This window comes from Psychrobacillus sp. L4 (assembly GCF_042944905.1).
GTDB lineage: Bacteria > Bacillota > Bacilli > Bacillales_A > Planococcaceae > Psychrobacillus.
Map to the genome: position 1 here is coordinate 2,733,812 of NZ_CP168496.1, position 16,183 is coordinate 2,749,994.

Genomic DNA, 16,183 nt, shown 5'->3' on the forward strand with positions numbered 1-16,183 from the left:
TACTTGTTATCTCTTATTCTACTTGCCCTTAATAATATTGTCTAACTAAGTGTAGCCTATCCAGGAGGAATATATATTATTTAGAAGTTAAAAATTCAATAATTTCATCTCCATGATTTCGGGCTGCTTGATTAAAACCTTCTAAGTAAACTCTTAAGTTACCGTTCTTAGAAATTATAGGACTTTGATATGTAAATGATTGCCCTAAAGGATAGTAATCTTTTGCTGCTTTTGAATAGAAAAACAATGCCTCTGTTGTTAACCATCCATCATCCTCCATCATTATAGAATGATCTGGATGCCAATTCTTTCTCTGTTCTTCTGTAAGGTACGTAATAACAACTATTTTTCGATTATCTCCATGTAAAGCTGTAATTTTTTCAATCATGTTATTTATATGTAAATCACCAAAAGAATAACCAACAATAAGCAAGGATGAGTTATTTCTTATGCTTTCGTAAAAATAATTATGATACGCATTATAGGGGGAAACTAATAATTTATCTGCTTTTTTTAGTCCTGTAATTATTGGTGTAATTTCTGCAACTTCACCATATTGAGTCATATTTGAAGACCTAGTAGAATTAAAAAAATTATCTCTTGCCATATTTGGTTTCAAATATTTATATAACTCATGAAAATCATCCTCAAACACGTGTTTATTAGCTGTTTCTGAATTTGTGCCGTTATAATGACCAAAATTAATAGAACCGTGTAAGTTAATTATTTTTGATAAATCTTTTCTGTACAACTCATCAAGATTTAGTCTAGCATATGTATCATCTTCTTTTAAAAAACCATCTGTGATTGAACCTGCTAATGCATTATGAATAGTATTATCATAATTCAATGTAATTATATCCAATTTGTTTTCGTTCATTTTTCTCCAGAAATCTAGATACCATGATTTCTCTAAATTAGTAAATATATCACTATCATATTTACTAATTGCTTCCCAAATCTTTTGATAAACTATTCTTTTATCATCAATCAACTTTCTATAATCTGTTAAAAAATTTATCCTTATAAAAGCGCCTAGAATAGGCTTGTACTTCTTATCTATAGCATTACTATATTGATATGAAAGAAATGTCTCTATTAAGTGTAATAAATCTTCAAAGTTATATTTATTTCCCCCATAATATTCATCTAATGCAAGAGATAACTCCTTTAAATGTTCCGATTCCGATAAAATTTCCTTAGTAAGTCCAATAGAACTAGGTCCACCTATTTCAATTGCTGCACCAGCACCTAGTAAACATGTTATCCTATTCTCATGTACATCAATATTTTCTTTCTTGCTTTTAAAAATATCTGTTAAGTACTGAAAAAATTTACACATATATTTTTGCCCCCTTTTTTTATAATAGAAAAGACGATGTAATTTGAATAATACACCATCTTTTTTAACAACTATATTATGAAAGAAGCTAACAATTTTATTAAAAGTAGAAATTACAATAAAGTTAGTAAAATTCAATAGCCCAATTATTTTGACTACATTTAGTGAAAGTAAAGCTTGCGAAGGTAATTTATTTATATTGTATTTACTAATTTATACACTGGTATATCATCCAACCTGGTCTGCTATTAATTGAAATGACTAACTCACTTCATCCGAAGAGATTTCCAACTTAACTTCTGTCTCTATTTCTATGTTTAGTGGTTGACTAAACTCTATAAAGATTTTACATAATATATCATTAAATTCATTTATAATTTGATTTTGTATATCCTCACTAAAAACCCTTCTACTTTCTATTGTGTCTCCCTGTTCATCAAGAGAATATTCTCCTGACTCAACAATTCTAGTCTCTAGTCTTTCAGGCCGACTTTTAAAATCAATTACAAAATCTATAAAATTTGCATTATTTTTATTATCAAATCTTATACACGACATCGAAAAATAGAAACCTTGTGTTAAAACCTTATTAATAAAACTATTCTCAATTAGGTTTTCTCCCGAAAGTAATGCAGAATTTATTCCTTCTAAAATAACTTCTTCCATAATCTCATTATCTGTTTGTACCTCTGATGATTCAGCTACTGATGCTGCTACTTGCTCAGCAACTTGTTCAGGTCTATAGTTAGAGTCTTTTTTTATTTTTATTTGAGTAATTTTAGCTATTTCCCACTCTTTAAAGTTATATTGAAAAAAATTAGCAAATAAATTCGTTCTATTTTTTGTCTCTAATTCAGACAGTAATAACTCCCTAAAATTATATGAACTATCTAATTGTATATGGTTTAATAGATCTTTTACTTTTTTATAGTCTGAAGTTGAATTAAGACTATAATTTACATTACATACTTCCTCACTACTGTCTACATTAATTACTATACTTTTTGTTGTAGTTTCTAATAATTCAATTAGACCTGGCCTCTGTTCTTCATATTGAATATATACATTCATTTTGTTTTCATCTAGTATCTCTATATTTACTTTTGTATTATCGTTATGATTAAGAACTTTCCCATTTAAACTTTCTAATGATTCCCTAAAATCTTCCGATTCACTTGAAGGCAACATATATCTTCCCATCTTCTTAAAATTATTCGGGGAGTCTAATAATTCCTTCAATTCTTGAAAGTCCTTTTGAGACAAATAATAATCTTTTGTTAAATTAGCAATATCCTTTCGCCTAGACGCACTAATTAAAATTCCTTTGGGTTTTAGTAAATCTTGAATATCTTTTAATGCGATATACTTCTCAATTACTTTATTTATGTTATTTTTATAAGGATATTTCTTCAAAAACATCTCCCCTACCTTTCATCGTGCGCATAACTTTCTGGAACATCAGAAAATACAACCATATATTTGATTTCTATCTTTAAAGGGGAACCATTTCTTTGGAGGTCATGTTCAATTTTTCTCTTAAAATCTTCAATATAAACCCTATAAGTGCTTACATTCCCATAAAAGAAAATTGAAAGTATATCTGCATCCTCGAATTGAATTTGAGATAAACATGAATATAAAAATAGCAATTCATTATAGGTAGGTTCTGCAAAATAAAAAACATGATGTACTTTCAGTGATTGTATAATTCCATAAGAATCTATAGTTCTTGTACTTTTAGCAAAAATATATTTTGAAAATAATACCGGTAATGTAGCATGTTCTTCACGAACTGCTGTACTTCTTCCCCCACTAAAATTGTCAGCTGGGTAATATGTTTTAAAATCTCTTTCATTTTCTGAAACTAATTTATTTTTTGCATCTATTACCGAACACCATCTTAATATATGGTAATTGGAAGCTATGTATATAGTAATAGGATTTTTTTTGGCACGAATATTAATTGCTTTTAAATACCCATTAAAATCCTCATTGTTAAAATTCTCTGGTTCATTACACCAAATCATAATTAGAGCTGTATTAACACCAATGCATTCTATTTCACGTAATTCTTTTGATACATTTGTACATTCAATTGTATCAAACACTTGAGTTACAAAGCTTTGAATAGTACTAGTACTTATACCATTCCACTTTCGATGCTTCGATTCCACAATAATGTTCTTGTTTTCTCTAGCATATGGATCCTTATATTGAAATAATAAGTCAACCCCATGAGGATGAATTCTACTTCGATTATCCTTACCATGCTTACTCTTATTTGTACACTGAATATCAAAGTTAGAGTCCCCTTTTTGTAACCACCCTAAACTTTCAAGAATAGATTTTGATTGAGTTGTCCATCTATCTCCCTGATATTGTTGTTCTTCTGACATATATTTCACTCCTCCAACATTAGCATCCCAAAATTCTTTATTTCTGAAAACTCTCTTAAAATATAATCTATATTATCGAAAAATATTTCCCCATCTTTTAAATCTATTAGTAGCTCAAAAAACATAGAGGTAGTATTTACTTTTAATAATACTTCTGTAATGTTTAGTTTTTTATTACTTAATAGCTTATATGAATCCAATGAGTTTTTTAATTCCATTGTCATTTTTGATAAGCTTATATCAAACGCTTTAACATTTTCTAATGAAATCTGTTTAACTTCAGGCTTCATAAATGAATATACTTTTAAGCATTCATTTATATCTAAAGACAGTCTTTCTATATAGAACATCTTTCGAAATCCTGAAAAGTTCTGTAGAGCATTTATACAATATCTACTGCCGCTTATCATCATCAAGTCTCTATCGGGCATTATAAATATGTCTGCATACCTAATAGAATTAGCAATTGTTGTCTCTAATAACCCTGTTTCTAAACGACTATTTATCTTCTTATAATATTTTAAATTAATAACTCCATTGTCTTCTTGATATAGACAGAATCCTTGATTCTCAACACATTCATCATGTATTACAATTCCACTTAAAGATCCACTTTTATCTTTAACTTTTATTTTTCGATAAGCAATACAGAACATGTCACTCCCCCCAGATACATATCCAAAATAATTCACCACTTAATAACCTCAATAATAACAAATAAAGTTATTAAAAGACACCTATGTACACGTATTCTTTTTACCATTTTAGGTCTAATGTATTCAATCTAAAGATTTATTTAGTTAACAGTATATAGTACAAAACAAAAAAACGTATAGCAGTTAAAAATACACTGCTATACTTCGTTCCTATCCTAATTTATTCTCTTTTAGATCATACCTTTATAAACTTACATTTGGTCTCTTCATAATACTCTAGTAATAGTTCTTGATGTAAAGTACATCACCGCCCATAATCGATGTTATGGGCGGTTACTTTCTAGCAGATTTTCTAACATAGTGATCGGTACCAGGTTCTAACTCAATTCTGAATTCAACGAGAACCTGGTACTCAATGTTTTTCTTCTCAAACGGAATATCTAGAAGACTAAATATTCCGTTAAACTTACGCAACGATAGTGAAATTTTCTATAATAAATAAATTAAATTATATATATTTACCGTTTTCTTCGGTATTATAGAATAAGCAATATATCAATGGTATAATTCGGTTTGTTTAGGAGGCGTTTAAACATGAATGTGAATAAGGCTAAAATAAAAAAAACTGGTAGCAGCTCAAATGTTTTAGGTTCTTTAAATGCTGGAACTACCGAAAATAATTCTGGTAGAAAAATGGTACATGTTGCTATGTTTAGTGGGGGAGCCTCATCAGCCTATGTGGCTTATCATATTGTACAAAAGTATGGTAAAGAAAACTGTGTGTTATTCTTCACGGACACTTTATGGGAAGATATTGATAATTATCGTTTCATGGAAGAAGTTGCAGAATATATTGGTTTGGAAATTACATATAGAGTAGATGGTCGTACGCCTGAAGAGGTATTCCATGACGTACGCTTTTTAGGTAATTCACGTATGGCGAAATGTTCAGAAGAATTAAAAGTACGCCAAACACTTATTTACTTGGAAGAATTACGTGATGAACATAATTTAGAACCAATTTTATACTTTGGTATTGGGCCACACGAGCAACACCGTGCTATCAATCTACAAAACTTTTATGAGCATAATCCAATCGAGCCTATTGCAACGCGCTTTCCGATGATTGAAACGTTCACAGAAGATCTTAATACGAAGAAAATAATTCGTGATGAGTGGAAAATCGCATTGCCACGTATGTATGGATTAGGTTTCTCGCACGCTAACTGTGCGGGACGTTGTGTACGTGGTGGATTAGGTCACTATGCACTACTATACAAGGTCTGGCCAGATCAATATATGGAACAAGAAGCTATGGAAGAACGTTTCCGTGAAAAGTTTGATAAAGATGTATCAATTTTAAAAAGAAATAGCAAAGCTTTCACATTACGTGAATATCGTGAATTAATGGACCGTGATGGTATTGAAAAATACTTGAGTGAAAAAGATGATACTATTCCGTGTGTTTGTTCATATTCATAAGAAAAAAGCGAATCGAACTAATTTGTCGATTCGCTTTTTTCTAAATATCTAATGTTAAATTTTCAGTTGTTATAACATAATCTAGATGTAGACTTTTTAGCATTAATGACAATGGTATTCCCTCTTCAAATTTTTCTGGAACAGAAAAATCAAACATTGACGGATCTGCAATTAAAATGCCTGAGTCACTATATTTTCGAATCAATAAAAATTGTAGCGTAAATAAAATAGCCCTTGTTGCAAAGTGTATCATTTTTATATCTAGTACTAGATCAATATCTTCTATTCGAATATCTTCTACTTCATCTAAGTCTGGTAGTTTTCTTGCCCCATGAGCAAATAAATTTCTAACACATTTGGCTAGACTTAGCCCTTTTACATTATATGAAACACTATTAAAATCTCCAGGAATTTCATTAGGCATTTTTTTAAACATTAATTCAAAAAGCTTATTATATGTGTCAGCATATTCTATGATGTCAATAAAAAAACTATTTTCACTAAGATATTTCTTAGCGCTCTCTATTGTAGCGTTTTTACGTATTTTACTTTTGTGATCATACAATTCCGGGCAGACCATTTTTATATAACTTTCCATTGCTCCCCATGAAAAATTAAAAATAGTTAACTCCTTTGTAAACTCAGACCATAACTTTCCTCGTTCTTTTTCACGATCCATAGCAATTCCACACCAATAAATTGTCGAATCATATAATCTTGGAACGATTTTAACATCAACTACACCAGCGGCTAAGTTTAACCATTCGCTTGGAAATTCAAACTCTGAATAATGTCCTTCATCTAACCAACAAAAAATTTTGTATAATTCATATGCGTGTTGCTGTAAAGGTAGCATATAGCCTCCTATCAAATCTCTTGCAAGATTTGATAAAGAATATACTTCACTTCATCAGGGTTCATCGTTCGCCCACCACTCGTTACAATCCTGTTCACATGGTCATATATATTTTTCCCTTTAATCGATAATTCTACTTCTTTAATCGTCAGTAATACTTGGTCACCATTTAAAATACGAATTGCTTCCTCATCCTTCACTGTTAAAAGCTGAGTAAGCGTAGCAAAATAAGAATCATACGTTATATCAGACCAATCTTCTAAACGAATTCCTACTACTTTGAAAATATACTTATCTATGTTCGCTTCATCTTCCATCAACTCTACTAGTTCAAACAATTGAGGTGAATTCTGAATATGGTTAGCATATTTTGTTTTGATTTCACTTGAGTTAGAAACACAAAACAAAGCCTTAGTTTCATTAATGATAACAGACTTAAAACAATCAACAAATGATATTAATGTTTCTTTCAACTGGACTAATTCATCCTTTTTTAGTGCTAGATCTAACATTAATTTACATGCTGCTAACGGATCCGTTTCACTCGCTCTAATAATTTGTTTAAACTTCAAATAGTTTTCCGGTTGCTTTTCCGTTATTTGTGTAAATTTAGGTAACGATAATAACCATTGATATAGTTGTTTAAAAATGATGTTGGGATGAATAACCGTATTATCGTTGCAAAATACTTCATTCAATTGCTCGAGCATTTCTTCCATTTCAGCAGTTAAACTATAAATTTCATATTCATAAAAATCCGCAGCGTGATTCAGAATTTCATAAATCATAGTCGCATTTAAGTCTGCTAAGTTAAAATCGTTCGAGTAAAACGCCATTTGATGCCATTTATCTTTTAATAAAGATATAACTAATAGAGGAACGAGCGGTGCTCTTATACCGAATGGTTTATTTAAGGCAATTTCAAACAAGCTATAAATTGAGTTGCGAGAACTTTCCTCTAAGGCTTCGCATAATTTTCCTCTTAGCAAAGATAGCCCTCTTGTTTCTTGATTATCTAAATCCGTAAAATTAAATTTTAAATTTTTAAAAGTTGTAGCGAATATTAAATAGTCTGGCCCATTACCTTCGATGTTAAAGTTTCCATCAAATGATGGATCAATGATTTGATCTAATAAACTGATAGTAGCTTTACGTTGAATCGGCATGATATTCCACTTATTAAAACTCTCATTTCGTACTTCCGGCGTATTTGGGAAGCGATCAAACATCCACTGATCAATACATCTTTCAAAATCATAAATACTTGAAATTGGGAGTGGGAAACCAGCTAAATAATATTGAACATGCAAGTCCTTAAAATTTTTCAATGGCATTAGGTGCTGTTGTACCTTGTGACTACATGTTTCAATTCGCATTTCTATTTCTTTTTGTAAATTATAATCTTGATTTAGAATTTCTGAATTGCTCAGCATATGGTTTAAAACTAGATATTCTTCAACCTGCTCACTAATTTTCGATAAATTAATGTCCGTTAAAACGAACAATATGTCATCATTCGAATATTCTCGAATACTAGTCTCTATTTGTAGACATTCTTTTTCATTCTTCGCAATGATGTAGATGATTGTACCATCTTTAAATTGCTCCGCTGAAACAGATTGATTGCCAAAAACAAACTTAGTTTCAATAAAACGCGTCATACTTTTGGCTGTATTATATCCTAGCGGTAAATAGTATGGCTGATCAAATATTTTTTCGATAGCTTCAATTCTCATAACATCAGTAGTTACTACCTTTTGATGGACTTCTTTGAAAAGCGTTTCAAAATTAACCAACGAGCCTTCGTAAAGTTCAAAGCTTTTAGTAAACGGGTTAAAGCGTAGCAATTTTACTTCTATCAATTCATCAATAACTTCTTGAACTGTATTCTCCTCTAGTCCTAATGAAAATTGCAAAAAGTCTTTCGTTAATAGATAACGATTATTTACAAGATTCAATAACGTTCCTAATTTAACTAAACGAAGTGCTGGTTCAGATACTTTATATGTTAATGCTAGACGGTAAAAATGCATTGAATCTAGTGTTAATAGCATTGAAGTATCCGGATAGAAATATTCAAATAATTCATCAACATAATACCAATTGCCTTGTGTAGCATCTATATCAAACTGATTTAAAAACATATATAATGTACGGTCATTTTGTCCAAGTACATTTGAGATAGCAGGTAATAATTGAATAGTTAGTGGATGAATAGGCTTACACCCTTCAATGATTGTTCCCTCAATCTCTTCATGTGTCATTTCAGCGAACAAATTGTATCTCATAATAAAATTATGCAATTGCTCAAAGTCTTTCGCTAAGAACATATCTGCAGCAAAGCCAACTTGTTTATTCAGCAACTTGTGGGCCGAACGATAAAAAATAGATGAATCACTGACTAAATGATGCTCTGTAAATCGCTTTTCGACACGATCTAGCTCATCTTGTGTTAAATTAGCGTTTGCATTTGCGTATTGCTGCAACCCTGTATGAGTAATCATTAATAAACCTGCATTTGCTTGACGATTTACTAACTCAGCCAAATCCTGAATTTGTTGCATTGTTTCATAAATCTTCGCATTAGATACCGTTTGTAAAAAACGTCCGAATTCATCAAATACAATAACAAGACCCAGCTTTTTCTTCGCAAGTTGTTCAAAAATAAATTGAATCTGCTCAATAAAATCTAGCTTGATTGGATTATGATAGGGCGTTCCTAGAGCTATATCGGAATAAATTGATTTAAATAATGCCACAGCAGCACTATCTCCGAGAGCTAGCTTCTCTCGTAGCATTTCAACTGTATATTCTACACCTTCAAGTACCTCTGCTAGCGTGTGGTATGCTATAGGAAATTCCGTTTCCCACGTCTCAATTAAACCTAAAATATAGGTAGCGTCATGTTTTAAATTAACTTGTATTTCTCTCGATAATGTTTGTTTTTGGATGCTTTCCAAAATAATTGTTTCAAAATCTCCGCTTTTCCCCGTAATTGTAATTGGAACCCATTTAAATGTACGCCTAGAAAGCTGTTCACGCATTTGTATTTCTAATTCACTACTAACCGTATAAACATCTTTAAAGAATTGTTTAATTTCTTTTGTTTGGCGTTGTTGTGTTAATAAAGTAGTTGTCATTGCACCCACTAAGGACTTACCAGCTCCATAAGGACCTATTAATAAGTGGGCATGCTGCTCCTCTTCCATCAAACTATGCAAAATATCCTGCATGATATCAAGCTGCTTAATATTAGGAACATAATGCTCAAATAACTGAGCTTTTCCAATGTCATACATCAAATTAATACTTGGTTGGAAGCTCATTACACTAATACCTCATTTTCATAAACTGATTTCAATACCTCGTCCCACTGAACTTCACGCTCTATTCGAACAACGTCTAAACGGTTTGTTCGTGTGAAAATGACCCCATATTTCTCTTGCAGCTTGTCCAGATAATCAATAATTTCATCGCGCCCTAAATTAAACACTCTTCCCCAAAGCTCTGGCTCATTTATCAAATCGTTTAAACCTACTTCTTTTACACCATATTTATTCAGATAAATTAATAATGTTATGTAAAGACACTCAGCTGTGATGCTATGTTTTAATGGCATTTTTATATAATGCGTCTCTGTCGTTGATTGAACTAAATTTAATGATTCAAAAGGACTTTTAATGACATCTTCAGGTGTTTGGTTAATGTAAGACTTCGTCGTATATAACTGAAGTAGGCAATCTACATCTCTTTTTAAAGAATTTATTGATACGTCTTTTTCAAAAGTATCTTTTGCCCATTGTTCTAGCTGTGAATACAAGAGTGCCTTCGTAAATACACGGTCATTGAACACATTAAAGAACCAAAACCATGTCGATGCTTCATTTTTTTCTGCTACTAATAAGTAATGTAAAATTGATAACGTAAAGCGAGATTTTACATATCGGTCATAGTTGAAAACAGCTTCCCCTAGTTCTGTAAGATGTAATTCGGTTTTTATTGAGCGTTTTTCTTTCACCAATTTCGTTGCACCCAACCAATAACGGATAGACTTCGCCATATTTTTCCCTACGCCTAAAACCTCAAAGTGATCCGGTTCATAAAAAAAGCGAGGATTTTTATCCACTTCAATTAGACCCTTTGTTAGCCATTGTTGTCTTAAATAAAATGTTTGATGCTGTCCAAAACCCATTGATCTCATCCTTTTAAAAATGAAGTAAGCATCTTTAAATGCTTACCTCATCTATTGATTAATTTTTGAAATAATATAGTAACTCATCGAGCGTTTCATCATCTAAATAAGGGCTCATTCCACGTTCTAATCGATTATAGTTGCCTCTCATCAGGTAATCACCTTTACCTGCTAGTAGTTCTGCTCCTGGTTCGTCGATTACTACATTTGAAGCGTTGCTATCGCTTACACGTAAACAAATTCGTCCTGTTAAATTGTTTCGAGTATTCGTATCAATGACGTCCGCCTTTGGAGATTGCGTACAAATAATTAGATGAATGCCCGCTGCACGAGATTTTTGTCCCAAACGTTGAATTGCATCTTTAATACGCTTGGCAATTTCTTTATCCTGAATCATGAAGTCGGCAAATTCGTCAAATACAATGATTAATCGGCTCATTTCTGGCTGTTTGTTACTACGGCATCGGCGGTTGTACGCTGCAATATTTCTAGCCCCGATTTCACTTAGTTTTTCATATCTAGCATCCATTAATGCTGCTATTTCTTCCAAGTAATCTGCCGTTTCTTCTAAATCTGTTAAAACCTTATCTGTATGGCGCACATTTTTATAAACATTAAATTCTACCTGTTTTGGATCAATAAATGTAAATCGTAACTTTTGCTCATCATATAAGCACATCATTGCTAAAACCATCGCATTTAAGCTGACACTTTTACCACTACCTGTTGTACCAGCCACTAAAATATGTGCAATTGTATCATTTAAATCCATATACATTACTTCATTCAATGGACTTAAACCTACTGGAACAACTGCTTTTTTATCAATATCTTCTGCTGAAATTTGCGTTCTAACAAATTGCATAAATTCTTTAAAATAAATCGTATCCGGATTTTGACGATTTACATCAATCACAACTTTTCCTGTATTCATTACACGAGGTGCATCAGGAATTTGAAGCCACATCGCCATATCACTCTCTTTAGCTTTAATAGAGCTAAATTTTTCAGTGACTGGGATTATCCCTTCAAATCGCATAATATTGGCTCCGATTATTGTGTTTTTAATAGATAAATTTATATTGTTTTGGCGCAAACCACTTTCTAATTTCAACTTAAAATTATTAGCAAGCATCTGAGCATTTTCCATACGTTTTGCTAATGGTTCGTGTGATTCAGTTATGTTAGCTAATGCTACTACCTCTGGATAATTAAGTTTTACCTCTTCCAAATTAGGCTTAGATTCAACGTCACTACTAGTTGGGGGTGTATGAAGATTTCCTTCATCCTCTTCATTTGGTGTTTCAGGTTGTTCACCGTCTCCATCTAATTCAGGAATTGCGGGAATCTCTTCATCCTCATTTATATTAGGCTCACACTCAAGTCCAAAAGCTTCAGCAACTTGACTTAAATGTTCTTCAAATTTTGATACAGCATACTCTTCTACTATTGGTGTCGCTACTTCTTGCGGAACTTTAAGGGCATTCAAGATATAGCTACGCGTATAGGTGTTACATTCCTGTCCCTCTTCATAACAATCTTGATAATGTCCAACAGATATCATGGTTTTATCTACGAATTGATCATCGTGTGAATAAATGTAAACGTCTGCCTGCTTCTCAAAGTTAAATTCAATGTCCCAATCAGTGCCCATACGTAGTTGACGCATATAAATTAATTCTTCAGGCTTATACGCTCGATTATGCATTAGGTGTTTATAAAATGTTTCTAAACGATTATCTTTATCCAACATCATATCAAGCTGACCAAAATATTTCCGTAAAGTCTCTACACCTGCATTTAATTGCGCTAATGCATCTGTACTCTCTTGCTCGTAAGATTGTCGGTGAATTAACTTAAGCTCAACTAAACGTAGTGTAATTACAAACTTTCGATTTTCGATGTCCGGTTCAATAATAGTATGCAATAAATCTGGTCGCTTCGATTTTGTTCTAAACCAATCTAACTCATCACATGCAGACCAAATATGGATTTTCCTTTCTACTTGCTTCTGTTCTTCTTTTTTTAAAGTTAGATAGATCGATAGCAATTCATGCATAAACTTACCTGCACCCAATGAACGTAATACCGATGCCCCCGATAGTGATTTAGTTTTTAAAACAATGTCCTGGGTTACACTTGAATCAATCATTTTAATGCCTAGTAAATCCTTTAAACGATTCGCTAATCGATCGTGATAATAATAATTTTCCGTTTCATTTAATAAGCGATTCAAACTTTCAGATGATGAAATTAATACTTTAACATCGTGCTGCGCTTTTTGAACAATTGAATACTTAATAATCTCAGCTTTAGTTGTAATTTGTTTTGCTATTAACGGATCGATATATTTATCGTAGGCTACCACCCAATTAAATAAATCATGCATCTGCTCATAAAGCTTATTTTGCTCGTTTTCAGCTGTTGTAATTTCCGCTTTTAATAGTTGGACCTTATTCGACTTTAGACGTGCATCCTTTTTATTAATAATGTATTGAAGATTATAAAAATCTGCAAGCACCTCTGGCAATTCATGTGCCACATAATTAATATGGCGTGAACCCCCTTGACTGCTTATATAACCTACTTCATCGAAAATTGCCCATTGATGATCTGTTAAATTACATGGTGCAACTTCTGTCTCAAAAAATGCCTTTTTAATTGTTGAACTTGATACTTGTGTTAAAAAATCGATAAAGAATGCCAAATCGTAATCACTAAGAGTATTTTTAACTAGCTCTAGCACTGAAGAATCTGGTTCGTGAGGTACCAAGCTAATTTCTACTTTAGGTAATCCCCCTAAATGAATTAGTGGTACAATCAAGTCTTCACGAGTTTTAATCCATTGGCTTAGTCGATGATAAATAAAGGACGACTGCCCTTTGCTATATATTGAAATATTCAATTTTTGTACGTTTGTATTTTTTAAAATGTTATCAATCGATTTAATAATATAGCTCTCGTTTGTAACATACATAAATAAAACATTTAAACAATCTTTGGCAAATGGATATACACTTAAATAATCCTTCGTTACTCGCTGTACTTCTGTGGCAAATAGCTCTGCTTTTTCTAACGTATTTGCACTTAAAGATTCGAGATCATAAATCCCTTCACCGTATCTTTCTGATTCTAATAAGTAAAGTGCACCTGTGGACTTTCTAGCAATATAAGCTGGTGGTACTTCCCCTAACTTAGCCATTAAATACTCACGATATTTCTTCATATCCGCAACTTCACTTACACGATTAACCGCATAATCTTTGTCTAAAAGCTCATCGTATAGCTTTTCTAGCCTAATAAATTTCGACATATAGCCTATTAAGCGCATTGGATGAAACACCGTTAGTGTAGCTTGTTCTACTAAATCATTTTGATTTAATACTCGAACTGTCGCTATACTATTGAACAACTCATATACTTTATCGACTGCATTTACACTGTCATAGCAATGATCTAGTAAATCTAAAACTAATTTCTCTAATACATCAAAAACATCATTTGTAAATTGACCATTTACAATGTCTACTAGTAACTTCTGATACTGTACTAAAAAGCCTTGAAAATACTGAATATGTCGGCTTAATGCTGGATCTTCAATTTTAGATAATGCCCGCACTAATTCTAGTTCGCTTTCAAAGGTCCTAAATACATGTCGACCATCTCGCACTTCTACATAACCTAAAGATTCTTCATTCTTTATTTTCTCTATAAATTCATAAAATGAAGTAGTTTTTGTATCAAGCATTGTACAATCTAATGCAAATAAGGCTTTCTCAGATACTAAAGTCTCTCCATTTGAATTTATTACAACCATTTCTAAATCAAATGTAAGTTCTTCAGGAGTAGTATGTACCGTTTCATCAGCTGTAACTAACTTTACTTCCATATGCTTATTGAATTTACACAGTAAATTCAAGTGGAAATTTAAAGCTGTTGCTAAATCTTCATTCAAATTAGTCGTTCGAGGTAATACTTTAAAACAAACTTTTCCTTCAAAGTCTTGATTATCCAATCCTTCTAAAAGTACAATACTTTCACTTAAAACAGCAGTGATAACATCACTGTATTCAGAAGGTGTTTCTAATTTACTCTCTAGACTTTTAATAGAGCGAATAACACCTGCTTCTTCTAGCTCTGTTTGATAATTTTCACGAAACTCTCGAATCGTTTCAATATCAGTTTTTCCCTCTATTGCATTAATCGCTTCGATAATCTCTGTCTCTGACTGAGTTTTTTGATCTTCAAGGCGTGATTTTTCATTAACCATTTCAGCTTTTTGAATTAACTCATCAAATCGATCTTGTACATCTTCATATATATTCATTAAACGGTCTTTTAATTTGCGACTTTCTTTAAAATTAAACACTTTCTCGGCTTCACTATATTCAATTTGTAAGAGATTCTTATTTTTTCGATATAAAAAATCTTCTATATCTTGTTTAAATCGCGCAACGTCATTTTCATATATTTCCCAGACTGAACTTGAATAACCTGACTCACGCTCATTAGTAATAAAACGGTCCCCACTATTCATCAGCTGTTCAACATTTAAAATTTGCGTCATAGATTTTCTTAATGAGCCTAAATAATAGTTCCGACGTAGCTCTTTTGTGAATTTTTGTTTATTCTTTAAATCTATATTTTTCGCTTTAAACAGTTGTAAATATGGATAAGCTGCTGCAATCTTTAGATGAATATCATTGACCTCTCCACTTACAACTTGGGTTATGAAATCAACTAATGTATACAATTGCATATCCGTAATTTCTTGATAGCAATAAATAAATTTCATTAATTGGTTAATATCAGCGACCGATAACAAATCAGCATCTTCTAAATAACTCCTTAAAGCATCTAACCCTACTTGCGACAATAATACACTTTCATTAATTGCCACAATATCTTTCAAACTTTGTCCTTCAGGACGCTCTTCATTTACAACTAAAACAATGATTTGATTTTTACCAATGTTATTTCTTAACCAAACGATTGTTTCATGCTCTTGCAAAGTTAAAGTTTCATATCCTTCTACAGCTTGAACTGTTTTCAGTACTAATTGCAAATCATTAGCTAACTCCACTTTTCTCGATTCAATGCTATTAATAATTGCTGGGATAAATTCATTTGGCATATGCTCTACTTTTAAAATGGTTTTTTGCTCAACAGCCATTTGATTTTCATTAATAAATTGTTTAATATAATCAAAAACCCAGTCTCCTGCAATTGAACTTCTTTCAATCTCTTTCATCGTCATTT

Annotated in this window: 9 protein-coding genes; 1 reads left to right on the forward strand and 8 read right to left on the reverse strand. The window is 31.9% G+C overall.

Translation table 11 applies throughout. The features are described 5' to 3' along the window. Positions 1-76: 76 nt before the first annotated feature. The 4 genes from ACEPXG_RS13205 to ACEPXG_RS13220 all read right to left on the reverse strand — a co-directional run bounded on the left by ACEPXG_RS13205 (position 77) and on the right by ACEPXG_RS13220 (position 4,433). Positions 77-1,342 carry an SIR2 family protein gene (locus ACEPXG_RS13205; protein ID WP_391203177.1) on the reverse strand — a complete coding sequence of 422 codons (1,266 nt, stop codon included), beginning with the start codon at positions 1,340-1,342 and terminating at the stop codon, positions 77-79. Between the two features lie 261 nt (positions 1,343-1,603). Then, positions 1,604-2,755, reverse strand: a complete 1,152-nt coding sequence (locus ACEPXG_RS13210) for a hypothetical protein (protein WP_391203180.1) — start codon at positions 2,753-2,755, stop codon at positions 1,604-1,606. 11 nt (positions 2,756-2,766) lie between these two features. Next, positions 2,767-3,738, reverse strand: a complete 972-nt coding sequence (locus ACEPXG_RS13215; protein ID WP_391203183.1) for a hypothetical protein — start codon at positions 3,736-3,738, stop codon at positions 2,767-2,769. 5 nt (positions 3,739-3,743) lie between these two features. Next, positions 3,744-4,433 (reverse strand): hypothetical protein, encoded by a 690-nt coding sequence (locus ACEPXG_RS13220; RefSeq protein WP_391203186.1) that lies wholly within the window; start codon positions 4,431-4,433, stop codon positions 3,744-3,746. 555 nt (positions 4,434-4,988) lie between these two features. On the opposite strand from ACEPXG_RS13220, the gene ACEPXG_RS13225 reads away from it, so the two are divergent. Then, positions 4,989-5,876 carry a phosphoadenosine phosphosulfate reductase family protein gene (locus tag ACEPXG_RS13225; protein WP_391203189.1) on the forward strand — a complete coding sequence of 296 codons (888 nt, stop codon included), beginning with the start codon at positions 4,989-4,991 and terminating at the stop codon, positions 5,874-5,876. 40 nt (positions 5,877-5,916) lie between these two features. Here ACEPXG_RS13225 and ACEPXG_RS13230 read toward each other — a convergent pair whose 3' ends face one another. From ACEPXG_RS13230 to ACEPXG_RS13245, 4 genes are read right to left on the reverse strand one after another with little or no spacing between them, the layout of a single operon-like run. Next, complete coding sequence (locus tag ACEPXG_RS13230; RefSeq protein ID WP_391203192.1) at positions 5,917-6,732, reverse strand: hypothetical protein; 816 nt, start codon at positions 6,730-6,732, stop codon at positions 5,917-5,919. A gap of 11 nt (positions 6,733-6,743) precedes the next feature. Beyond that, positions 6,744-10,058 carry a hypothetical protein gene (locus ACEPXG_RS13235; RefSeq protein ID WP_391203195.1) on the reverse strand — a complete coding sequence of 1,105 codons (3,315 nt, stop codon included), beginning with the start codon at positions 10,056-10,058 and terminating at the stop codon, positions 6,744-6,746. Continuing rightward, the gene (locus ACEPXG_RS13240; RefSeq protein ID WP_391203198.1) at positions 10,058-10,924 is read right to left on the reverse strand and encodes a DUF4007 family protein; all 867 of its coding nucleotides are present in this window, start codon (positions 10,922-10,924) and stop codon (positions 10,058-10,060) included. The genes ACEPXG_RS13235 and ACEPXG_RS13240 overlap by 1 nt, the downstream gene beginning before the upstream one ends. Positions 10,925-10,982: 58 nt before the next feature. Then, positions 10,983-16,181, reverse strand: a complete 5,199-nt coding sequence (locus ACEPXG_RS13245; RefSeq protein WP_391209904.1) for an FtsK/SpoIIIE domain-containing protein — start codon at positions 16,179-16,181, stop codon at positions 10,983-10,985. Between the last annotated feature and the right edge of the window lie 2 nt (positions 16,182-16,183).

Excerpts from the sequence above, each read along its gene's own strand:
- ACEPXG_RS13235 (WP_391203195.1), bottom strand. The coding sequence starts at position 10,058 with ATGAGCTTCCAACCAAGTATTAATTTGATGTATGACATTGGAAAAGCT.
- ACEPXG_RS13240 (WP_391203198.1), bottom strand. The coding sequence starts at position 10,924 with ATGGGTTTTGGACAGCATCAAACATTTTATTTAAGACAACAATGGCTA.
- ACEPXG_RS13245 (WP_391209904.1), bottom strand. The coding sequence starts at position 16,181 with ATGACGATGAAAGAGATTGAAAGAAGTTCAATTGCAGGAGACTGGGTT.
- ACEPXG_RS13215 (WP_391203183.1), bottom strand. The coding sequence starts at position 3,738 with ATGTCAGAAGAACAACAATATCAGGGAGATAGATGGACAACTCAATCA.
- ACEPXG_RS13225 (WP_391203189.1), top strand. The coding sequence starts at position 4,989 with ATGAATGTGAATAAGGCTAAAATAAAAAAAACTGGTAGCAGCTCAAAT.
- ACEPXG_RS13205 (WP_391203177.1), bottom strand. The coding sequence starts at position 1,342 with ATGTGTAAATTTTTTCAGTACTTAACAGATATTTTTAAAAGCAAGAAA.
- ACEPXG_RS13230 (WP_391203192.1), bottom strand. The coding sequence starts at position 6,732 with ATGCTACCTTTACAGCAACACGCATATGAATTATACAAAATTTTTTGT.